Annotated in this window: 13 protein-coding genes and 1 tRNA gene; 2 read left to right on the top strand and 12 right to left on the bottom strand. The window is 66.0% G+C overall.

Annotation, left to right across the window (positions count from 1 at the left end):
• Positions 1-21 precede the first annotated feature (21 nt).
• The 8 genes from CYU59_RS12610 to CYU59_RS12575 all read right to left on the bottom strand — a co-directional run bounded on the left by CYU59_RS12610 (position 22) and on the right by CYU59_RS12575 (position 16344).
• The gene (locus CYU59_RS12610; RefSeq protein ID WP_292989855.1) at positions 22-4824 is read right to left on the bottom strand and encodes an NAD-glutamate dehydrogenase; all 4803 of its coding nucleotides are present in this window, start codon (positions 4822-4824) and stop codon (positions 22-24) included.
• Positions 4825-4868: 44 nt separating this feature from the next.
• The gene (gene ettA / locus CYU59_RS12605) at positions 4869-6545 is read right to left on the bottom strand and encodes an energy-dependent translational throttle protein EttA (RefSeq protein ID WP_292989852.1); all 1677 of its coding nucleotides are present in this window, start codon (positions 6543-6545) and stop codon (positions 4869-4871) included.
• Positions 6546-6674: 129 nt separating this feature from the next.
• The gene (gene ssb / locus CYU59_RS12600; RefSeq protein ID WP_292989850.1) at positions 6675-7133 is read right to left on the bottom strand and encodes a single-stranded DNA-binding protein; all 459 of its coding nucleotides are present in this window, start codon (positions 7131-7133) and stop codon (positions 6675-6677) included.
• A 243-nt stretch (positions 7134-7376) separates the two neighbouring features.
• Positions 7377-9383 carry a cytochrome c oxidase assembly protein gene (locus CYU59_RS12595; RefSeq protein ID WP_292989847.1) on the bottom strand — a complete coding sequence of 669 codons (2007 nt, stop codon included), beginning with the start codon at positions 9381-9383 and terminating at the stop codon, positions 7377-7379.
• A gap of 24 nt (positions 9384-9407) precedes the next feature.
• Complete coding sequence (locus CYU59_RS12590) at positions 9408-11747, bottom strand: glycerol-3-phosphate 1-O-acyltransferase (protein ID WP_292989844.1); 2340 nt, start codon at positions 11745-11747, stop codon at positions 9408-9410.
• The gene (locus CYU59_RS12585) at positions 11744-13357 is read right to left on the bottom strand and encodes an HAD-IB family hydrolase/lysophospholipid acyltransferase family protein (RefSeq protein WP_363114545.1); all 1614 of its coding nucleotides are present in this window, start codon (positions 13355-13357) and stop codon (positions 11744-11746) included. The genes CYU59_RS12590 and CYU59_RS12585 overlap by 4 nt, the downstream gene beginning before the upstream one ends.
• Before the next feature lie 62 nt (positions 13358-13419).
• A complete protein-coding gene (locus CYU59_RS12580; protein ID WP_292989841.1) occupies positions 13420-14877 on the bottom strand; it encodes a wax ester/triacylglycerol synthase family O-acyltransferase in 1458 nt (485 codons plus the stop codon).
• Positions 14878-15108: 231 nt separating this feature from the next.
• A complete protein-coding gene (locus tag CYU59_RS12575; RefSeq protein ID WP_292989838.1) occupies positions 15109-16344 on the bottom strand; it encodes an alpha/beta hydrolase in 1236 nt (411 codons plus the stop codon).
• 189 nt (positions 16345-16533) lie between these two features.
• On the opposite strand from CYU59_RS12575, the gene CYU59_RS12570 reads away from it, so the two are divergent.
• A tRNA-Arg gene (locus CYU59_RS12570) sits at positions 16534-16607 on the top strand.
• 98 nt (positions 16608-16705) lie between these two features.
• Entirely contained in the window at positions 16706-17461 is a 756-nt protein-coding gene (locus tag CYU59_RS12565) for an enoyl-CoA hydratase (protein WP_292989835.1), read from the top strand.
• Between the two features lie 11 nt (positions 17462-17472).
• Here CYU59_RS12565 and CYU59_RS12560 read toward each other — a convergent pair whose 3' ends face one another.
• The 4 genes from CYU59_RS12560 to CYU59_RS12545 form a co-directional block, all read right to left on the bottom strand.
• A complete protein-coding gene (locus CYU59_RS12560; RefSeq protein WP_292989832.1) occupies positions 17473-18291 on the bottom strand; it encodes a CoA ester lyase in 819 nt (272 codons plus the stop codon).
• Positions 18291-18791, bottom strand: coding sequence for a MaoC family dehydratase (locus CYU59_RS12555; RefSeq protein ID WP_292989829.1), 501 nt, complete (start codon positions 18789-18791; stop codon positions 18291-18293). Before CYU59_RS12555 ends, CYU59_RS12560 begins: the two co-directional genes overlap by 1 nt.
• A 179-nt stretch (positions 18792-18970) precedes the next feature.
• Entirely contained in the window at positions 18971-20131 is a 1161-nt protein-coding gene (locus CYU59_RS12550; protein WP_292989827.1) for an acyl-CoA dehydrogenase family protein, read from the bottom strand.
• Complete coding sequence (locus CYU59_RS12545) at positions 20128-22140, bottom strand: acetyl/propionyl/methylcrotonyl-CoA carboxylase subunit alpha (RefSeq protein ID WP_292989826.1); 2013 nt, start codon at positions 22138-22140, stop codon at positions 20128-20130. The genes CYU59_RS12550 and CYU59_RS12545 overlap by 4 nt, the downstream gene beginning before the upstream one ends.
• Positions 22141-22145 lie beyond the last annotated feature (5 nt).

The following is a 22145-nucleotide window of genomic DNA, read 5'->3' as shown; positions in this document are numbered from 1 at the left end:
TCTGCATCGTCGCCGGCTGGCTCAACCCGCTGCTCCTCGCCCGCTGGTCCGCGTCATCGAGCGAATCTGGCGCGCCGCCACCGATAGTGTGGCCAGATCACGCTGGCCGCTTTCATGGATCTCGATCAACGTTCGGCGTGCCCGCTCGACCCGCGACGCGCTGGTGTGCTCCCACTCGGCGATCTTCTCCTCGCCGGTCTCGTCCGGCTCGCCGACCGCGAGCACGTCGAAACACAGCGAGCGCAGCGACGAGTAGATGTCGTCGCGAATCGCCAAGCGCGCCAACGAGTGCCAGCGGTCGGCCCGCGGCAGCTCGGACACCGCGGTCAGCAGTCCGTCGGTGCCCAGCCGCTCCATCAGCGCGAAGTACGTGTCGGCGACCTCGGCGGGGTCGCGATCTTCGATGTCGGCGACATCGATGATGTCGAGCAGGCTGTACCGATACAACCCGACGGCGACCATGTAGCCGAGGTCGTCCGACGCACCTTGCCGGGCGAAGTCGGCGGCTTCCTTTTCGACGATCGCCTTGTCGTCGCCACGCAGCCACTCCGACATCCGCGGCGTCAGCGCCGCGACTTTCGCTGCGAATCGGTTGATTTCAGCTCCCACGGCCAGCGGCTGCGGCCGGTAGTTGAGCAGCCACCGCGCCGCTCGGTCGATCAGGCGGCGGGTGTCGAGCGTCATCTGATCGGACACCGTGATCGGCAGACCGGCGTCGCGAATGCTGTGCCACAGTTCCCCGATCCCGAAGATGGCGTCGGTCGCCGCGTAGGTACGCACCGCATCCACCGGGCTGACCCCGGTGTCCTGCGTGATGCGGTAGTCGTAGCTGATTCCGGCGGTGTCCACCAGATCGTTGACCAGCATGGTGGTCACGATCTCGCGCCGCAGTTGATGGGTACGGATCGCCGGCCCACACCGGGTCCGCAACGCTGACGGGAAATACTCCGGCAACTTGCGCGCGAACACCTCCTGATCCGGCAGATCACTTTCCAGCAGTTCGTCTTTGAGCGTCAACTTGACGTGGGCCATCAGCGTTGCGAGCTCCGGCGAGGTGAGCCCCAGGCCGATCTCGAGCCGGCGCGCGATCTCCTTCTCCGATGGCAGCGCCTCCAGTTCGCGGTTGAGCCCCCGCTCGGCGACCAGATACTTGATCTGGTCGGCGTGCACCTGCAACAGGCTCGGGGCGTTCGCGCGGCTGGTGCCCATCAGATCGTTCTGATCGGCGTTGTCGGCGAGCACCAATTCGGCGACCTCGTCGGTCATCGACTCGAGGAGCTCACCACGTTCACCCGCGTCGATGTTGCCCGCGGTCACCTCTGCATCGACGAGGATCTTGATGTTGACCTCGTGGTCGGAGCAATCCACACCCGCCGAGTTGTCCATCGCATCGGTGTTGATCCGGCCGCCGCACAGGTCGAATTCGACGCGGCCGAGTGCCGTGACACCCAGATTGCCGCCTTCGCCGACGACTTTGGCGCGCAACTGGTTCGCGTTGACCCGAAGCGCATCGTTGGCGCGGTCACCGACGTCGGAATCGGATTCCGCTTCGGCCTTGATATAAGTGCCGATACCGCCGTTGAACAACAGATCCACCGGCGCCCGCAAGATCGCGCGCACCAGATCGGGTGGCGTCATCTCGGTCACGTCGCCTTCGATACCCAATGCCGCGCGCACCTGGTCACTGACCGGAATCGACTTATGCTCGCGGCTGTAAACGCCGCCGCCCGCAGAGATCAGCGACGTGTCGTAGTCATCCCAGCTGGAGCGCGGCAGGTCGAACATCCGCTGCCGTTCCCGCCAGGAGGATGCCGGGTCCGGGTCAGGATCCAGGAAGATGTGCCGGTGGTCGAAGGCGGCGAGCAGCCGAATGTGCTTGGACAGCAACATGCCGTTGCCGAATACGTCGCCGCTCATGTCGCCGACACCGACCACGGTGAAGTCTTGACTCTGGGTGTCGACGCCCATCTCCTGAAAGTGACGCTTGACCGCCTCCCAGGCACCCTTGGCGGTGATACCCATCGCCTTGTGGTCGTAGCCGACCGATCCTCCGGAAGCGAAAGCGTCACCCAGCCAGAACCCGTAGGACTCGGCGACGTCGTTGGCGATGTCGGAGAAGGTCGCGGTCCCCTTGTCGGCGGCCACCACCAGGTAGGCATCGTCACCGTCGCGTCGCACGACTTCCCTTGGCGCCCTTACTTCTCGCGTGTTGTGGTCGACGTTGTCGGTGATGTCGAGCAGTCCGGAGATGAACAGCTTGTAGCAGGCGACGCCTTCGGCACGGTTCGCGTCGCGGTCGGCTGCGTCGTCACCGGTGGGCAGCGGTGGCTGCTTGACCACAAATCCGCCTTTGGCGCCGACCGGCACGATGACTGCGTTCTTGACAGCCTGGGCTTTGACCAGACCCAGTATCTCGGTACGGAAGTCTTCCCGGCGGTCGGACCAGCGCAGCCCGCCCCGCGCCACGAACCCGAATCGCAGGTGCACTCCCTCGACCCTGGGTGAGTAGACGAATATCTCGAACTTGGGCCGCGGCAGCGGGAGTTCTTCGATCAGCTGAGCATCCAGTTTCAGCGCCAGCACATTCTGGACACGCGCCGAACCTTGGTGCGCCACAAAGTAGTTGGTCCGCAACGTGGCCTGGATCAGTTCGGCGAAGGCGCGCAGGACGCGGTCGGTGTCCATGCTCACCAGTGCGTCTATGTCCTGGGCCACCGCGACGGCGGCGGCCTGCGCGTCACGGGTCTTGCCGCTCGACGGGCCGGGATCGAAGAGCGCCTCGAACAATGCCACCAGCGCCCTTGCGGTGGACGGGTTTTCGTTGAGCACCGACTCAATGTGCGACTGGCTGTAGGCAAAACCGGCTTGCCGCAGATACTTCGCATACGCGCGCAGCAGCACCACCTGCTGCCAGGCCAGGTCGGCGCGCATCACCAACTCGTTGAAGCGGTCGATCTCGGCGCGGCCTTCCCAGATCGCGGTGACCGCGTCGGCGAAGCGCTGGGCGGTGGCGTCCCGTTCCGGGCCCGGCCCGGCGAGCGGGACGGTCGGTTGCGGAGTGATCTTGAATTGGTAGACCCAGATCAGCAGCCCGTCGGGTCGGGTCACGGTGAACGGTCGCTCTTCGAGAACCTCGACGCCCATCGACTGCAGCATCGGTAGCAGTTCGCTCAATGACGCGGTGCGGCCACCCAGATACCAAGTCAGCCGGACGGTTTCGTCGTAGTCATGGTCCGAGAGCACGAGCTTGACCGAATCGTCGGTCAATTCGTCGAATATCGCTATGTCGCTGATCGCGTCGGCTGGTGTGACGAACTGTTTGTACGCTTCGGTGAAGACACCGGCGTAGTGCTCGGCCTCGATAGCGTCGACGCCGGCCGCGGTCGCCTCGGTGATCAGCCGGTCCGACCAGGTACGCGCGGCCTCGGTCAGCAGCGACTGAAGCCGAACCCGGTTCGCGTCGGAGGTGTCGATCTTGGTGGCGTTGTCTTCACGCAGACGGACCATGAAATGCAGCAGCGCCCAGGGCGATTCAGTGACGCGGGCGGTGAATTCGAGGCTGGTGCCGCCGAACTCGCGGACCAGTATGTCCTCGATCTGCAGGCGCACCGCGGTGGTGTACCGGTCACGCGGCAGATACACCAGGCACGAAACGAAGTAGTCGAGACGGTCGGCGCGCAGGAACAGCAATGCGCGGCGGCCCGACCCGAGATCGACAACGGACTTGGCCATCGCCAGCAGCTCTTGGGCGTTACGCGCGAAAAGCTCAGAGCGGGGCACAGTTTGGATGACATCGAGCACCAGCTGACCTGGGTGGCCGGGGTCGAGGTCGGCCAGCGCGATCGCCTCGTGCACCCGCCGGGCGATGATCGGGATCTCCAGGACGTCGGCATTCATCGCCGCCACCGTGAACAGTCCGATGAGGCGATGCTCGAAGACGTCGCCGTCGGCGTTTTCACGGACGGCGAAGACGTACGGGTAGGCACCGAAACGCAGGTAGCTGGCCACGTCGGTCTGCGCGAGCGCAAGCAGCTCGTTGTCCAGAGTCAACCGCGGGCGAGAACCCTTGCGGCGGCGCAAGACTCCGAGACTGGCCTTCGCCGTTTCGCCGGACACCCGACCGTCGCGCACCGGGCAGCGCTGATATCCCAGCAGGGTGAAATGTCCGGCGGAGAGCCAGCGCAGCAGTGTCGAGACATCGGCGTTGTCGTCACCGGGATAGTGGCCGTTCGCGTCGGACTCGACGTCGTTGGCCAGCTGATCGAGTACCGCGGTCATCGCCGCCGCGTCGGCGGCCACCCGCCGCAGGTCGGCGAGGACACCCGGCAGCAGACGTTCGGCCTCGTGCAGCGCGTTGCGATCCACCGACGGCGCCAGCTGGACATGGATCCAGGTCTCGTCGATGCCTGCGCCGAAGTCGTGGGGACCCACGGCAAGCAGGTCACCGTCGTCGTTGCGGCGGACCCGGAAGACCGGGTTCATGATCACGGCATAGGCGACCCCGAGCCGATGCAGCAGCACCGTCACCGAGTCCATCAGCATTGCGCCGTCGTCGGTGACCACTTGCAGCGCCGGCCCGAAGCCGGCGGGGTCGTCGGGCGGGTAGATCGCCACCCGGCTCTCCCCCGCAGGACGATGGGAGCCGAGCCGGTAATGCGCCGTCAGTAGTGCCGGGGTCACCGAGGGAGTTGTCGCCGACTCGCCGTCGACGTCGGCCTCGTCCGGATGGGGCCCTTGGTAGCTGTCGGAATAGGCACTCGAGATCCACTCGGGAATCTCGCCGCTGTCGCTGAACTGGGTCCAGGCATGCGCATCAACCGTCATGACGACCGCTCCTCAGACGCGTACCAACGCTGGCACGCCCGACACTAGTCGCGAGTCAACCTTCGGTGGGTCACCCTGTGCGGCCGCGCCGCGTCTGCTCCGAGACGTTCGATTTTGTTCTCCTCGTAGGCGCCGAAGTTGCCTTCGAACCAGAACCATTTGGCCTCGTGGTCGCCGTCGCCCTCCCACGCCAGGATGTGGGTGCAGGTCCGGTCGAGGAACCAGCGGTCGTGGGAGATCACCACCGCGCAGCCGGGGAACTTTTCCAGCGCGTTCTCCAGCGACCCGAGCGTCTCGACGTCGAGGTCGTTGGTCGGCTCGTCGAGCAGGATCAGGTTGCCGCCCTCTTTGAGGGTGAGGGCCAAGTTGAGCCGGTTGCGTTCACCACCGGACAGCACTCCGGCCGGCTTCTGCTGGTCGGGGCCCTTGAAGCCGAACGCCGACACATAAGCGCGCGAGGGGATTTCGTTCTGCCCCACCTGGATGTAGTCCAGCCCATCGGAGACGGTCTGCCAGACGTTCTTCTTTGGGTCGAGCCCGCCGCGCGACTGGTCGACGTAGCTCAACTTCACGGTTTCACCGACCTTGACGACGCCGCTGTCCGGTTGTTCGAGCCCGACAATCGTCTTGAACAGCGTGGTCTTACCGACACCGTTGGGACCGATCACGCCGACGATGCCGTTGCGCGGCAGCGTGAACGACAGGTCCTTGATGAGCGTGCGACCCTCGAAACCCTTGTCGAGATGGTCCACCTCGACAACCAGGTTGCCCAGCCGCGGGCCGGTCGGGATCTGGATCTCTTCGAAGTCGAGCTTGCGTGTCTTCTCCGCCTCGGCCGCCATTTCCTCGTAGCGCTGCAGACGGGCTTTGTTCTTGGCCTGCCGGGCCTTGGCGCCGGACCGGACCCAGGCCAATTCCTCGGTGAGCCGCTTCTGGAGTTTGACGTCCTTGCGGCCCTGCACCGAGATCCGCTCGGCCTTCTTCTCCAGGTAGGTGGAGTAGTTGCCCTCATAGGGGTAGGCGCGGCCGCGGTCGAGCTCCAAGATCCACTGGGCCACGTTGTCGAGGAAGTAGCGGTCGTGGGTGACCGCCAGAACCGCGCCCTCGTAGTCGGCCAGGTGCTGCTCGAGCCACTGGACACTCTCGGCATCGAGGTGGTTGGTCGGCTCGTCGAGCAGCAGCAGGTCCGGCTTGGACAGCAGCAGCTTGCACAGCGCCACGCGCCGCCGCTCACCGCCGGACAGGTGCGTCACCGGCTCGTCGGGAGGCGGGCAGCGCAACGCGTCCATCGCCTGCTCGAGCTGCGAGTCGAGATCCCACGCGTTGGCGTGGTCGAGCTCTTCCTGCAGCTGGCCCATCTCCTCCATCAGCTCGTCGGAGTAATCGGTGGCCATCAACTCGGCGACTTCGTTGAAGCGGTCCAGCTTGACCTTGATATCGCCGAGCCCCTCCTCGACGTTGCCGCGAACGGTCTTCTCCTCGTTCAGGGGTGGTTCCTGCTGCAGGATGCCGACCGTTGCGCCGGGGGCCAGGAAGGCCTCGCCGTTGTTGGCCTTGTCCAGCCCGGCCATGATCCGCAAGACGCTCGACTTACCAGCCCCGTTGGGGCCGACGACACCGATCTTGGCGCCCGGGTAGAAGCTCAAGGTCACGTCGTCGAGGATGACTTTGTCGCCGTGCGCCTTGCGGACCTTTTTCATCGTGTAGATGAACTCAGCCATTTGGCGGTGTTGCCTTTCTGATTGCGAGGTAATGCTCGCGCCCCATCCTAGGCATCTCTTGTCCGGGTCCTCCCCGCGCTGCTGGGCAGCAAGGGGAGGAACCGGACCGTCACCACCACGTTCGCGCAGCTAGGCCGAGAGCGGCAGGGGTGCCTCCGCACCGTCGGCACCGTCCGCGCCGTCCGCCTGCCGCACCTCGTCGGCCTCGGCTGTGGGTGCGGCCGCTCCAGACGAGACGGTCTTCTCGACGCGGGCGATGCACCGGGACAGGTCGGGGCCTACGGAGATGGCCCGCATTTCCAGGTTCGACCGCTGGTTGCCGTCACGGTCCTCGTATTCGCTGGTGTAGACGTGTCCGGTCACGATCACCGGCGAGCCCTTCCCCAGCGATGCGCCGACGCCGGAAACCATCCGGCCCCAGCAGTTGACGGTGATGAACAGCGAGTTGCCGGGTTCCCAGGTGCCGTCGGCGGCCCGGCGGCGGGAATTGCTGGCCACCCTGAACTTCAAGACCTCCTGATCGCCGACTCTGCGGCGCTTCAGGTCGTTGACGACGTTGCCGACCACGGTCAGCGGTGTTTCGAACATTTCTTGTTCACCTTTCTTCGATGGCGACGCAGCGCCGCCTGTGCTGCCCCCATTCACCGTGAGGCCGCCGACATCGCGGCCGGTTCTCGTGGCCGGCACGGCGGAGTTGTGGACAAAGCTCCAGGTGTGGATGAACCACCCCGGGCCGACGCCGCAGCGAGTCGGGTCAGTTGTCGCGCGAAGGTGGGCACAGCGACCACCCGGACTGACTGAGACTGGCGAGGCGAAAGTGGCCTGCGGGGTTCAGCGATGCTCCGACGGGTCGCCGTGGGCCAACTCGGCGAGCATCGCGTTGTAGGCCGCCAGCTCGGCGTCCTCGTCACGGTCAGCGGCACGATCCAACCTACGGGCGGTGCGCTCGTCACTGCGCGACCACTGCACCATCAACGCGATCATCACGACCGCCAACGGTATTTCGCCTGCCGCCCAAGCCATTCCGCCGCCGAGCCGTTGATCGCCCAGCAGGTCGGTATGCCAGCTCAGGTGCAGCGCACGGTAGAAGCTCTCGCCGAGCACCTGCTGCATGCTCATCAGGATGACCGCGAAGAACGCGTGCAGCGGCAGCGACGCAAAGACCACAGCGACCTTCGCCAGCGGTGGGATCGGGCGCGGCGTCGGGTCGACACCGATGACGACCCAATAGAACAAGTAACCGCTGGCCAGGAAGTGCAGGTTCATCACGACGTGGCCGATGTGGCTGCCGACCGCGGCGTCGAACAGGCCACCGAGGTACAACCCGTAGAACCCGGCAACGAACAACGCCGTCGCGATCACCGGGTTGGTCAGAAACTTCGACACCTTGCTGTGCAGGGCGGCCAACAACCACTCCCGCATACCCGGCGGATCACCCCGGCCGGCCGCCGGCAGCGCTCGCAGGGCCAACCCGACCGGCCCGCCCAGCACCAGCAAGATCGGGACCAGCATCGACAGCATCATGTGCGCCGCCATGTGCATGCTGAACATCGCCGGCATGTACCGGCCCACCCCCGACGACGTGACGAACAACAGCGTCAGGCAACCGAGCATCCAGGACACCGTCCGGCCCATCGGCCATGCGTCACCGCGTCGACGAAGCCGGTGCACCCCGGCCACATACAGTCCGGCGAACACGATCGCCGCGGTCCCGAATATCAGATCGAACCGCCAGTCGACGAACACCCGCAGCAAGGTCAGCGGCCCGGCGAAGTCGTAGCCGATCTTGACATCGGCGATCGAGGGAACGCCGATCGGCAGCGGCGGAGGCGGCGTGCGGCCCAGACCGACGGCAACACCGAAAGTGAGGCCGAACAGCACTGCCTCGACCAGGGCAAGCCGGGTCAGCCTCGCTCGCGAAGTCGGATCCGCCTGCAGCGCAACCACTCCGGCTCGCCGTTGACGCCAGCCGACGACACCGAGCAGGCACAGCGCCACGAATTTGGCGACGACCAGTCGCCCGTATTCACTGGAAATCAGATCCGACGGACGGATCCGCACGGCGGCGTTCATGACACCGCTGAGCGCCATCGCACCGAAGCACCACAGGGCGATCGTCGAGAATCGCCGCGCGGCCAGGTCGGCATGCTGCCCACCACGGACGACATGAGTCAACAGCGCCAGCAGACCGCCGGCCCACAAACTCCCGGCGAACAGGTGAATCAACAAGCTGTTGGTCGCCAAGTCGTGGGAGCCACCCGCCGACGAGTGACCGGTGAGCCCGAGCGGGACCAGCGTGACCAGCGAGCCGGCCAGCAGTAAGGGCGTCCATGACCAGCGCAGCACCGGCAGGCTGGCCACCGTCAGCACCGCTGCCAGCAGCGCGGTCCACCGCCAGGCGGCCGAGATGTTGATGATGCCGGCCAGCGACCACAGAGTCGCCGGATTCAGGTTCGCGGTGAACGGCTGGCCCGAGACGTCGGAGATGGTCAGCGGCACCAGCAGAGCGGCACACACCGCCCATGCGCCGGCCGCTACCGTCCCGACCCGCAGCGCCCGATAACCGTCCGCGTCCAGCACGCCGTTCTCCTGCGGCGGTACCAGGAACGCGGCCATCAGGAAGGAACCGACGGCCACCACCGCGGCGATCTCGCCGGCAGCCCGGACGAACGGCAGGCCGATCGTGGTCACCGGGCCCGGATCGGGCAATCCGGTGGCGGTCAACGCGGCCGTCAACGACAGCACCCCGACACCCGCGGCCGTGCATCCGGCCAGCGCCGCCACCGCGATGAGCAGCGGCCATGCCGCGCGCCGGGTGGCGACCGCAGGACCCGTCATACCCAAAGAGTACGGGCGCGTTACCTATGCCTGGCTCGCACCGCGCGCCTCGGCCTCGCGAGCGACGAACTGGTTGCGTGCGATCTTCGCGACGTGATCGAAATCCTGAAGAATCGCTTGCAATTCGCGGCGGAAAGCGACGCGTCGCTCGGCCAAATCCGGACCGGGCTCGAGGAGATCCTGATCGGCGACCACCTGTCGCGCAGTGTCGAACAGCAGCGTCGACACCGGCTCGCTGCTGCGCACCCGGCCTTGCGCGACGTACTGCTTGCCGACTCCGAGGGCCAGCTGGGTGAGCTCCTTGGCGCCGATTTCGGCCGGGGCGTCACGAAGCACGTCGGCCACGATCTCGTAGGCCTCGAAGAAGACCCTCAGCATCGCGTCCGACATCAGCGGCCGCTTGGCCCAGAGCATCGCGTCGATCTCGGCCGGTCCCGCGGCAACCTGCGCTTCCCAACCCTCGTTCCAGGCCATCTCATCGGCGATGTTCTGGCGGAACGCGGCCGAATCGGCGAAGTAGAAATCGAACTTCAACAGATCGCGCAGGCGCATCGCTTGGGTCCAGAACGCGTCGAGCCGGTCACCGTCGACCCGGGCGGCGTAGGCCAGTGCCAGCTCGACGATCACGGTCTCCAGGAATGCGTGAATCACCGAGTTGCGGTAGAACGCGGCGGTGTGCTCGTTCTCTGGAGCGATGCGCCACACAGGTTCGCGGCCACTGTCCACCCGGGTGACCGGATGGCCGTTGGACAGCGAATCGACTGCTGCCCGAACACCTTCCGGTGTGCGCAGCCGTAGCGCGCTGGTCGACATCGGAGTGTTCTTGCGTTCGAGGTAGTCCAGAGAGTCCTGCAGGGTGTGGTGCAACTGGGTGAGCGTCAAAGCCAAACCGTGCGTGGTGAGCAGCAGCGCCGACACCAGGCCGGTGGCGTTGACCGGAGTGGCCTGTAGGATCCGCCAGGCGACTTCGAACGACATCTTCTGCAGCGCAAGCCGTTTGGCCGCCTCATCGTCGGCGATACCACCGTGGCACGGGCCGAGATACTCGCGCATCGAGACCGCTTCGGGAAACCGGACGTAGATCTTGCCGTAATTCCGTTCGCCTTGGGCCTTGATGAATTTGTACATCCAGCTCAAGCCCTCGGCATGCTTCTCACCGCCACGGGCGTAAGCGGCGTATTCGGCCGTCTCGTGCAGCTGATCGAAACTGATCGAGACTCCCTGCAGCAGAATGTCATCGCTGCGGCCATCGAGGTAGGCGTCGGCCACGTAGCTCATCAGGCCTAGCTTGGGCGGCAACATCTTTCCGGTGCGGGAACGAGTGCCCTCGATCGACCAGCTCAGGTTGAACCGCTTCTCCACCACATAGCCGACGTACTCCCTGAGCACGTATTTGTACACCGGGTCATTGCCGATGTTGCGGCGGATGAAGATGGTTCCGGCGCGACGCAGCAGCGGCCCCATGAATCCGAAAGCCAGGTTGACGCCGGCGAATACGTGTACCGGCGGCAGCCGGTTCTCCTGCATCGCCACCGGCATGACCGCACCGTCGATGTAGGACCGGTGCGAGAACAGCAGCACCGCCGGGTGCGCCTCCAGCGCAGTCCGCAGCGCCGCCACTTGGTATTCGTCGTAGTCGATTTCACGATCGAAACCACGGCTGAACATCCTGCCGAGGACGGACACCAGGTCGACCGAGACCCGGCTCCAGCCGGTGGCGAGCTCGTCGAGCATCTCTCCGGCTTTTTCGAGGTCGGCGCCCGGAATCTTCTCCAGCCCGGCGCGGAACCGCGCGGACGCCATGATCTCCGGGCGCACCAGCCGCGGTGACTTGTACTGCGGGCCCAGGATTCGATACTCGGCACGTTCCATCGCCAACAGCGCGCGGCGGGTGACGAAATGCGCGAACTCACGCGGATTGTCTCCCACGGTGATGTCGCGCCACTGCTGCCGCAGTTCTGAAACCCTGGCAGACTCGCCGGCCACGACCTGCGCTCGCGAGCGGTCGGATCGGAGGATGTGGCGCTGCCGACGCTCACTGGGCTGGTAGGGATTCCACCCGGGCAGCAGTGCCGCAACCCGGTTCAGGGCCGTAGCGTCAGCCCGGGGCATCCAAAAGACACGCACGGGAACGATCGATCGGTCCTCGTCCAATTCGAGCTGCTCGACGAGTTGCGCCAGCTCACCGGGCGACGGGTTCTGATCGGGCAGCGCCAGCACTTCGAGCTTGACCTTCGGGTCGCGGTCCCGTTGTTGGTCCAGCCATGTCGCGAGCAGTTCCGATTCGAGCGGTGACGACGCCGACGCCAGCACCAACGTGCTGCGGCCGGAGCCCAGCGAGCCGTTGCCGGCGTCGGCGGTCACGACTGGCCCTTCGGCCGCGGCGTATCTGGTTGCGCCTTGGTCGCTTTGCGTGGCGCGGCCTTTTTCGCAGCGGTCTTCTTAGCCGCGGCCTTCTTTGCCGGCGTGGCCTTCTTTGCGGGCGCGGCCTTCTTTGCCGGCGCGGCCTTCTTCGCGGGAACGGCTTTGCGCGCCACCGGCTTACGTCGGTAGACGTCGTGATCGGGAAGCTCGTCCTCGGGCCAGTTGGCCAACGTGTCCAGGTACAGCTGGCGAACGTCGTCGATCCGGTCCGACAGCGTCTCCACCGTCCAATCGGCGACTGAGATCGGCGGGAAGACTGCGACATCCACCGTTCCGGGATTCATCGTGGTGGAGTTGCGCGCGGCAATGATCTCGGCGTTGCGGATGACGATCGGCACGATCGGTATCCCCACCGCCATCGCCATCCGGAACGGGCCCTTCTTGAACGGACCGACCGTGGTGGTGTCCAGCCTGGTTCCCTCGGGCGCGATCATGATCGAAAGGCCTTGCCGGGCACGCTCTTCCACCTGGTGCAACGACTCGACCGCCGCGGCCGGATTGTCGCGGTCGATGAAAACCGAGTCGAGAACCTTGCCGAGGGTGCCCATGATCGGGTCGCTCTCGAGCTCCTTCTTGCCGACAGCGACCCAGTTGTCGCGGATCAGCGCCCCGACGATGACGGGATCGACCTGGTTGCGGTGGTTGAAGATGAACACCGCCGGACGCTCCGCGGTGAGATTCTCGTTGCCCAGGATGTTCAGCTCAACACCGCTGGCGGTCAACAACATCTGCGACCACGTCGACGTGAAGAAGTTGACCCCGCGCCGCCGGCTGCGAGTCAGCAGACCGATCCCGAGTGCGCCCGCGGCCACCGGAAGCACCGACCCGACGCCAGCCAAAGTGCGCAGCTGAGCGGTGATCCCCCCGCCACTGCGACTGCTGAACCGCAGAATCGGCCAGCCGCGGCGCTTGGCGACGGCAGCCATCTTGCCTTCGGGGTTGGTCGGCCGCGGATTGCCGACCAAATACATCAGCGCGACGTCCTCGTCACCGTCGGCATAGAAATAGCTGTCTTTGAGGTCGATTCCGTTCTCGCCGGCGAACTTCTGCACCGCGGCGGCTTTGCCCGGCCCCCACAGAATCGGGGCGACCACGTTGCCGGTCAAGACACCATCGTCGTCGGTCTCGAACTTGTTGGTCAGTGTGTTGACGATGCCGAGGAAGGCGGCCACCGGCGCGACCTGAATCGTCAGCGCCGAGGAGCTGAGCACTACGGTGTGACCGCGAGCCAGATGAGCCCGGACCAACTCACGCATCTCCGGGTAGACCCGAGACTCGATGCGCTGGACGAACAGCCGCTCGCCGATCTCCTCCAAATCGCTGAGCATGCGGCCACGCAACGCCGCGGACGCCTTGCCGATCAGCTCTTCGAATTCGATCCGCCCGAGCTGATGGTTGAGGCCGGCGGTGACCATGCTGAACAATTCCCCGACGCCCATGTCGCGGCGGCGCAAGCGTTCCTGGGTCAGGATGACGGCAGTGAAGCCCGCCACCAAGGTCCCGTCCAGGTCGAAGAACGCACCGATCTCCGGTCCCGGAGGGCTGGCCATGATCTCCGCAACCGAGCCCGGCAGCCGCAGGTCGCGCGCGGAACGTCCATTGTCATCGGTGGTCACTTTGCGCCCTCCGACTGGTCCGCCCCGAACGACGACGGCACCGCCTGCGGAGCCGGATCGCCTGCCAGCGAGAGGATTTCGTTGAAACCGTCCAGCAGACAACGGGCCCACAACGCCTCGTCACGCACAGCGGCACGATCGTAGCGCGTCGTGATGGTGCAGTAGCCACCACGCGAAATCAGCACCACCATCATCCCCACCCCGGGCAGCGGGCCAATCCCGTACTGCCGCAGCACCTTTGCTCCCGCAATGAACGTGTCGCCCGGGTACACCGGCACATTGCTGGCCTGTACGTCCGAGCCCACCACCGATCCGGTCATCGATTCCAGTAGCGGCCCGGGCAGAACACTCAAGACCGGCGCGATGGAACCGATGATGTCCATTGCCGGCTCGTCACGGCGCTGGGTCATCTGCAATCGGATCTTCTGCATGCGCTTCACCGGATCTTTGGTGCCGACCGGAGCCGCCAAATTCACCCCGGTGAAACGGTTTCCGCCGACCGCGTCGGACTCTGCCCGCAGGCTGACCGGCACCGCCATCGGCAACGTCGAGATCGGCACCCCGAGCGCCTCGTGGTAGCGCCCCAGAGCACCAGATAAGCCGGCCAGGTAGGCGTCGTTGATCGATCCGCCACCGGCTTTCGCCGCACGATGCAAGTCCGACAGCGGGATGTCGATCGCTTCGCTTCGAGTCGCCAGGCTGCGGCGGCGAAGCAACGGCGACGGCTCGGCAGCCTGGCCGACCACGCGCGCTCCGGAGCGCGCGTAGCTCAAGGCGCCCGACAAGGCGGCGCTCGGCCGGGAAACGGCGCGCCCGACTACCGAGGCCGCGCCCCACAACGCACCGCCTGCGCCCTTCGCCACAGTCAGCGGCAACCGATTGAAACCCTCTCGCATCAGGTCGTTCGCCGTCAGATCCTCCGGAATGGGCTGGTCAGGTGTCGGCTGCGACGGTGGGTCCCGCTCGAGGTCGTAGATGTGGGCGAACATCTCCACGCTGCCGACTCCGTCGGTGACGGCGTGCGAGAGGTGCAGCAACGTCGCGGCTTTGCCGTCTTGAAGCCCCTCGATGAGGGTCGCGGTCCACAACGGGCGGGCAATGTCCAGCGGCGATTGCAGCGTCAGTTCCGCCAGGTCGAACACGTGGCGCAGCGATCCCGGCTCGGAGACCCGGATTCTGCGGACGTGGTAGTCGAGGTTGAAATCGGGATCGACCACCCAGCGCGGCGACGCCGTCGGCAACGTCGGCACGACCACCTTCTGCCGCAGCCGCAACGCTTTTCTCGACGCATAGTCGAAGCGAGTGCGGAACCGCTCCCAATCCGGCGTGCGGTCCAGGATCTCCAGGGCCATGATTCCCGAGCGGGTGCGAGGGTTTGCCTCCCCGCGATGTAAGAGGTAATCGACTGGTCCCAGCGCCGTGGGCAACCCGGCTGCGTCGACCCGATCAGCCATTGACCGCCCCTCGCGTCAACGCCGCCATCGCCACTCAGACCTCCCGTATCGACTGGGCCGCGCGCCCCGGCCCCGGGACGCCACAGGCAAACTCCAAACTAGTCTGGTTGGCGCGGCGGTGGTAGCCGATTGTCCGGATCGGAACGCGAGATCGAACACGTCTCAGGTGGCGTGCGAATCATCCTGCTGTGCATCCGAATTCGAACGAGCTGATGCTCGGGTGCCAGCGGCCTAGCCGGTCGATACCGCGCGTGTATCCAGAGCCCCGGCGTGCTGACCGTGGACCACACCCAAGAAGTCGGCGACCGCGTCGGCCGCCAGCCGGGACCGAACGGTGGCGAACAAGTCGAAAGCGTGGTGCGCGTTGGGCAATTCGGCGTAGCCGACGGTGGCGGCACCGGCTTCGCGGAGCGCGCCGCAGAAGGCCCGCGCCTGCACACTCGGGATCACCGAGTCGTTTTCGCCGTGCAGGACAAAAAATGGCGGCGCATTCCGGTGGACGTGCGTGATCGGCGAGGCCGACTCGAAAAGCTCGGGGTTGTCGGCGTAAGGCTCTTTCATCACGAACAGCTCGAGAAACGCCATCATCATGTCGTGCATCTTGGCCGGATCAGTCAGGTCGTAGACGCCGTAGTACGGCGCCGCGGCCTGAACAGTCGTGTCGGCATCCTCGAAGCCGGGCTGAAAACGCGGATCGTTGGCGGTGAGCGCGACCTGCGCGGCCAGGTGGCCTCCGGCGGAGCCGCCCGTGACGGCGATGAAATCGGGATCGCCACCGTAGTCGGCGATGTTCTCCCGAACCCAGGCCAGAGCACGCTTGACGTCGATGATGTGGGCCGGCCACGCGTTGCGCGGGCTCTTGCTGTAGTCGATCGAGACACAGACCCAGCCCAGCTCGGTCATCCGGCCCATCAGCGGATAGCCTTGCGGCCGCCGACCGTTGACGGTCCACGCGCCGCCCGGGATCTGCAGCAGTACAGGTGCCCGGTCACCGGCCTTGACGTCCCGATGACGCCAGATGTCCAGCATGTTGTCGCGCTCATTCGGGCCGTAGACGATGTCGGACGTCTGCGCCGCGTAGCGGCGGTGACCACCAGCGGAATGCAACATCCCGCCGCGACGCCCAGGACGGTCACTGATCGGATGGCGAACCGAGTCGCGGTAGTCGGCCCCGAAAGCGTCGTGCAGCGCGTCGGTGAGCACCCGGTCGGCGCGCTGGGCCGCCCAGCTGGTCGCGACCTTCGACAACGGCGTCACACCGGACAGCGCGTGGCCGGTGACGACGTGCGGGGGGAATTCCGTAGACAGCCACCCTGCCAGGAAGCTGGCAACCGTGGGCGAGCCGCGAAGCAAAAGTGAACCCGTGCGATACGCGCCGACCGGCCCGGAGGCGAGCTGCACGCCGTGGCGCAGCATTTCGGCACATGCGCGCGAGTACCGCGCTCTGACATCAAAGGCGACGGTCATGCCCTTGCCACTCCTCATCGTTGAGCACACGCGTTGGCTGGCGCGGCGTGACCGTCGGCAGCGTTCGTGTGTGGCGGGCCTCACACTAGCCCACTTACTCGTGACGCCGGGGCACGATGCTCCGGCGTTGCGGCGCTGGGAATACCCACTTTCTCGGTTGGCTACACTGACCTGGCCCTGGAGTCTTCGGCCCCCGTAGCTCAGCTGGATAGAGCACATGACTTCTAATCTTGTGGTCGCAGGTTCGAGTCCTGCCGGGGGCACAACAGGCGGGTGCCATTGTGACCGGTGTGATCCCTGTGGCTCATGTCCCCGAACGGCATACGACGTGCCGTCGCCGGCGAATCTGCGGAGGTAACCAATGGCCCACGATCTGGTCTTGTTCAGCGTCGACCAGCACGTCGCGCTGATCACCATCAACGATCCGGACCGGCGAAATGCCGTCACCGGGGAATCGTCAGCGCAATTGCGCGCTGCCGTCGAACGCGCCGAAGCCGATTCCGGGGTGCACGCGGTTGTGGTCACCGGCGCCGGCAAGGCGTTCTGCGCCGGGGCCGACCTGAGCGCCCTCGGCAGTGCTGCCGAGGAGGGCTTGCGGCAGCTCTACGACGGATTCATGGCGGTCGGCCAGTGCACATTGCCGACGATCGCCGCCGTCAACGGACCTGCCGTAGGCGCCGGGCTGAACCTGGCGCTGGCTGCGGATGTGCGTATCGCCGGCCCAAATGCGTTGTTCGACGCGCGTTTTCAGAAGCTGGGTATCCACCCCGGCGGCGGCGCCACGTGGATGCTGCAGCGCGGCGTCGGGCCTCAGGTAGCCCGTGCCGCCCTGCTGTTCGGTATGCGTTTCGACGCTGAATCAGCTGTGCGGCATGGCCTTGCGCTCAGCGTTGCCGACGACCCGGTGGCGGCGGCGCTGGAGCTGGCGGCCGGCCCGGCGGCCGCGCCGCGGGAGGTGGTGCTTGCCACCAAGGCCACCATGCGCGCCACCGCGAGTCCGGGCTCGGTCGACATCGACCTGCACGAACAGGCCAAGAACACCGAACTCGGCCCGCAGGCCCACTCCATTCAGTCGCCGGAGTTCGCTGCTCGACTCGCCGCGGCCAAACGCAAATAGCCGGCGGCCCGTTACGAGTCGGCTTCGCCTGCCAGCTGGACGATCCGCTCGGCTCGCCGCAACACCGGCGCGTCGACCATGTTGCCCTCGAACGCGAAGACACCACGCTGATCAACCGCGGCCGCGAGAACGTCACGCGCCCAATGGATCTGCTCCGGCGACGGCGCGTAGCCGGCCCGGATGACCGGCACTTGGCTCGGGTGGATGGCGACCTTCGCGTCGAAGCCCACTGCAACCGCGTCGTCGACCTCGCCACGCAAACCGTCGAGGTTTTTGATGTCGAGGTAGACCGAATCGAGAGCGAGGCGTCCGTATGCCCTCGCCGCCAGCAGCGATTGCGAGCGGACGTGTCGGGCGACCTCCCGGTAGCTGCCGTCCGGGTAGCGGTTGGCCGTGCCGCCGAGAACAGCGAAAAGATCCTCGGCGCCCCACATCACGGCGATCGCGTTGTCCACCTGAACGGTCTCGGTGACCTTCAGGGCGCCGAGCGGGGATTCGACCAGGACGATCACGTTGAGCGGCGCCAGAGCGCTGACCTGTTCCACCGCTTCGCATTTCGGCAACATGACCGTGTCGTACGGCGTGTTCTTCAAAGCCTGCAGGTCGAGTTCCTGATCTTCGGTACCGAACTGGTTGACCCGCACCACCGTTCGCGACGGGTCCAGCGCGACGTCGACCAACGCCTGACGGGCCGCAGGCCGGTCGGCGGCCGCACAGCCATCCTCGAGGTCGAGAATCACGACATCGGCTGCGGCAGCGGCCTTTTGGTAGCGCTCGTGGCGATCGGCCGGGCAGAACAGCCATGCGGGGCCGGGATTGCTCAACCCCATCAGTTACCCGCCTCGGCGGGCTGCTTTCTCACCATGGTCTTGCGGTTTGCGGTCGCGACGATGTCGCCGTGCTGGTTGCGGCCGGTGTGCGCGAACGTGACGATGCCCTCGCCCGGTCGGCTTTTGGATTCCCGCTTCTCGACGATCACCGACTCGGCATACAGGGTGTCGCCGTGGAAAAGTGGCTTGGGAAAGGCGATGTCGGAGAACCCGAGGTTGCCGACGATGGTGCCCTGGGTCAGTTGCGCAACCGACAGACCGACCAGAGTCGAGAGCGTGAACATCGAGTTGACCAGCCGTTGGTTGAACGGTGGTAGCGCGTCGGAAAACGCGGCGTCGAGATGCAGCGCCTGGGTGTTCATCGTCAGGGTCGTGAACAAGACGTTGTCGGCCTCGGTGATGGTGCGGCCCGGCCGGTGTAGATATCGCACACCGGTTTCGAATTCCTCGAACCACAACCCACGCTGAACTACTTCGCGGTAGTCATCGCCACCGGTCACAGGCCCAGTGTTCGCTTCGTTCCCGTCACTCACTGCGTTCGTTCCGCTCACTCAGCTTCACAGGCGATTGGTTCGCCTCGTTCCCGTCACTCACTGCGTTCGTTCCGCTCACTCAGCTTCACAGGCGATTGGTTCGCCTCGTTCCCGTCACTCACTGCGTTCGTTCCGCTCACTCAGCTTCACAGGCCCACCTCGCGGGCGATCAACATCAGCTGCACTTCAGTGGTCCCCTCACCGATCTCGAGAATCTTGCTGTCCCGGTAATGCCGGGCCACGGTGAATTCATTCATAAAGCCGTAACCGCCGTGCACCTGGGTGGCGTCTCGGGCGTTGTCCATCGCTGCCTCGCTGGCGACCAGCTTGGCGATCGCCGCCTGCTTCTTGAATGGCTTGCCGGCCAGCATCAGCGCGGCGGCGTCGTAGTAGGCCGTACGGGCGGTGTGCGCGCGCGCCTCCATCCGGGCGATCGTGAACGCGATGGATTGGTACCGGCCGATCGCCTGCCCGAACGCTTCACGCTCCCGCGCGTACTTGACGCTCTCGTCGACACAGCCCTGCGCGACACCGGTGGCCAGCGCCGCGATCGCGATGCGGCCCTCGTCGAGGATCCGCAGGAAGTTGGCGTAGCCACGACCGCGCTCGCCGAGCAGGTTCTCCTCCGGAACCCGGACGTCGTCGAAGCTCAGCGGGTGGGTGTCGGAGGCGTTCCAGCCGACCTTGTCGTACGCGGGCTCGACGGTGAATCCCGACGTGGGCACCGGAACCAGGATCGACGAGATCTCCTTCTTGCCATCCCGCTCACCGGTCACAGCGGTCACCGTGACCAGTTTGGTGATGTCGGTGCCGGAGTTGGTGATGAACTGCTTGGAGCCGTTGATCACCCAGCTGCCGTCGTCGAGCTGAGCAGTCGTCTTGGTCGCACCCGCATCAGTTCCGCCGCCGGGCTCGGTCAGACCGAACGCACCCAGGGCGGCTCCACTTGCCAACTGCGGCAACCATTCCTGTTTTTGAGCGTCGCTGCCGAATCGGTAGACGGGCATCGCGCCCAGCGAGACACCCGCCTCGAGGGTGATGGCCACGCTCTGGTCGACCTTGCCCAGCTCCTCCAGCGCCAGGCACAGGGCGAAGTAGTCGCCACCCATGCCACCCCACTCCTCGGGGAACGGCAGGCCGAACAGGCCCATCTCGGCCATTCCGGCCACCACTTCGTAGGGGAAGGAGTGTTCGGCGTCGTGCTTCGCCGCGACCGGGGCGACCACAGTCTGGGCGAAGTCGCGGACCGTCTTGGCCAGCTGCTGATACTCGTCCGGGAGCGTCCCGGTCGACAGGAAATCACTCATGTGTTGCTGTCCTCTTGTTGTGTTGAGTTCGTAGTGGCGGCAATTCGGGCCAATGGCTGGCCGACCTTGACCTGGTCTCCGGCCCGGACGAGCAGTTCGACGACACCGTCGACGGGCGCCGTCAACGCGTGCTCCATCTTCATCGCTTCGACGGTGATCACGGCGCTGCCCGCGGCGACCTCGGCGCCGTCGTCGACGCTGACCGCGACGACCGTTCCGGGCATCGGGCTGGTCAACTCGGCGTCACCGCTGTGTTCCTCGTCTTCGCGAACCGATGCCTCGCGCACCTCTTCGAGCACACCGACGGCGCCATCGCCGGCCAGCCAGATCTTGCCGTCCTGCACGGCGACGGTATAGGTGACACGCAGCCCGTCCAGACCAACCGTCAGCTGGTCGTGCACCAAAGCTGCTTGCAATGACCGGCATCCGCCGTCGGCAATCCACACCCGGGCGGCCTCCGGCTTGCCGACGATGTGGACGTGGTCGATGCGTTCGCCCGCCCGCAGCCGGATGCTCACCGGAGCATGACTGCCGACCCGCCAGCCGGACGGCACCCCCCACAAATCGGCGGCCGCCGCGGGAAAAAGGCGCAGCCAGTGCAACGCCGCCGCGGCGATGAACTGTTCGTTGGAGGCCTCTCGGGCGCGGAAGTCAGCGGCGCGACGGTCGAGCAGACCCGTGTCGAGGCGACCCGCGACCACGTCCGGGTCGGCGAGCAGGAAGCGGACGAATTCGATGTTGGTGACGACGCCGAGCACCGCAGTGTCGGCCAGCGCCCGATCAAGGGTTCGCAGCGCCGTGGCCCGATCCTGGCCGTAACCAATGACTTTCGCCAGCATCGGATCGTAGTCGCTTCCGACCGCCATACCCGCGGACAGACCCGAGTCGATCCGCACGCCGGGCGCACCCGGCTCGGTCACCGCGAGGACGTCGCCACCGGTGGGCAGAAAGCCGTGTGCCGGGTCCTCGGCGTAGATGCGCGCCTCGATCGCGTGACCATTCAAGGCGATCTCGGACTGGTCGACGGTGAGCTTCTCCCCCGCGGCGATCCGGACCTGCCACTCCACCAGATCCCACCCGGTCACGAGTTCGGTCACCGGGTGCTCGACCTGCAGGCGGGTGTTCATTTCCATGAAGAAGAACTCGTCGGGACGGTCGGCGGAGACGATGAACTCCACGGTGCCGGCGCCGGCGTAGTCCACACTGCGTGCGGTGTCGCATGCGGCGGCGCCGATCCGGGCGCGGGTCTCGGCATCCAGCAGCGGTGACGGGGCTTCTTCGATGACCTTTTGGTGTCGGCGCTGCAGGCTGCATTCCCGCTCGCCGAAGTGCACGACGTTGCCCTGTCCGTCGGCCAGCACCTGCACCTCGATATGCCTGGGCCGCAGCACGAATCGCTCGAGGAACAGTGTGTCATCGCCGAAGGCGGCGGATGCCTCGCGCCGGGCGCTGAGTAGCGCGGCGGCAAGGTCGTCCGGTCGCTCGACCATGCGCATGCCTTTGCCTCCGCCGCCGGCCGACGGCTTGACCAGAACCGGGTATCCGATGTCCTCGGCGGCCGCGATCAGGTCTGCGTCGCTGAGTCCGGGCCGGGCAAGGCCGGGAACCACCGGTACACCGAAGGCCGACACGGTGGCCTTGGCGGCGATCTTGTCGCCCATCGTTTGAATGGCACCCACCGGCGGACCGATGAACGCGATGCCGGCCACCGCCAGTGCCGCCGCGAAATCGGCGTTTTCCGAGAGGAACCCGTAGCCGGGATGAACGGCGTCAGCTCCGGTGCGTAAGGCCGCATCGACGATCGCGGAAATATTGAGGTAGCTCTCACGCGCTGCGGCCGGGCCGATGTTGATCGCGACGTCCGCCTCGGTGACGTGGCGCGCGTTGACGTCGGCGTCGCTGTAGACGGCGACTGAACGAATGCCCATCGCGCGAAGCGTGCGGATCACCCGCACGGCGATCTCGCCGCGGTTGGCAATGAGAACGGTTCGCAATTCCCTGGTACCCATCACAC

The sequence above is a fragment of the Mycobacterium sp. genome, assembly GCF_002863225.1.
GTDB lineage: Bacteria > Actinomycetota > Actinomycetes > Mycobacteriales > Mycobacteriaceae > Mycobacterium.
Note: the sequence above shows the minus strand (reverse complement) of the source record. Positions and strands in the feature narration are given on the sequence as shown.

What these genes read in the sequence shown, in the direction of transcription:
- CYU59_RS12610 (WP_292989855.1), bottom strand. Translation starts at nt 4,824, where the DNA reads ATGACGGTTGATGCGCATGCCTGGACCCAGTTCAGCGACAGCGGCGAG.
- ettA (WP_292989852.1), bottom strand. Translation starts at nt 6,545, where the DNA reads ATGGCTGAGTTCATCTACACGATGAAAAAGGTCCGCAAGGCGCACGGC.
- ssb (WP_292989850.1), bottom strand. Translation starts at nt 7,133, where the DNA reads ATGTTCGAAACACCGCTGACCGTGGTCGGCAACGTCGTCAACGACCTG.
- CYU59_RS12595 (WP_292989847.1), bottom strand. Translation starts at nt 9,383, where the DNA reads ATGACGGGTCCTGCGGTCGCCACCCGGCGCGCGGCATGGCCGCTGCTC.
- CYU59_RS12585 (WP_363114545.1), bottom strand. Translation starts at nt 13,357, where the DNA reads ATGGCCAGCCCTCCGGGACCGGAGATCGGTGCGTTCTTCGACCTGGAC.
- CYU59_RS12580 (WP_292989841.1), bottom strand. Translation starts at nt 14,877, where the DNA reads ATGGCTGATCGGGTCGACGCAGCCGGGTTGCCCACGGCGCTGGGACCA.
- CYU59_RS12575 (WP_292989838.1), bottom strand. Translation starts at nt 16,344, where the DNA reads ATGACCGTCGCCTTTGATGTCAGAGCGCGGTACTCGCGCGCATGTGCC.
- CYU59_RS12565 (WP_292989835.1), top strand. Translation starts at nt 16,706, where the DNA reads ATGGCCCACGATCTGGTCTTGTTCAGCGTCGACCAGCACGTCGCGCTG.
- CYU59_RS12560 (WP_292989832.1), bottom strand. Translation starts at nt 18,291, where the DNA reads ATGGGGTTGAGCAATCCCGGCCCCGCATGGCTGTTCTGCCCGGCCGAT.
- CYU59_RS12550 (WP_292989827.1), bottom strand. Translation starts at nt 20,131, where the DNA reads ATGAGTGATTTCCTGTCGACCGGGACGCTCCCGGACGAGTATCAGCAG.
- CYU59_RS12545 (WP_292989826.1), bottom strand. Translation starts at nt 22,140, where the DNA reads ATGGGTACCAGGGAATTGCGAACCGTTCTCATTGCCAACCGCGGCGAG.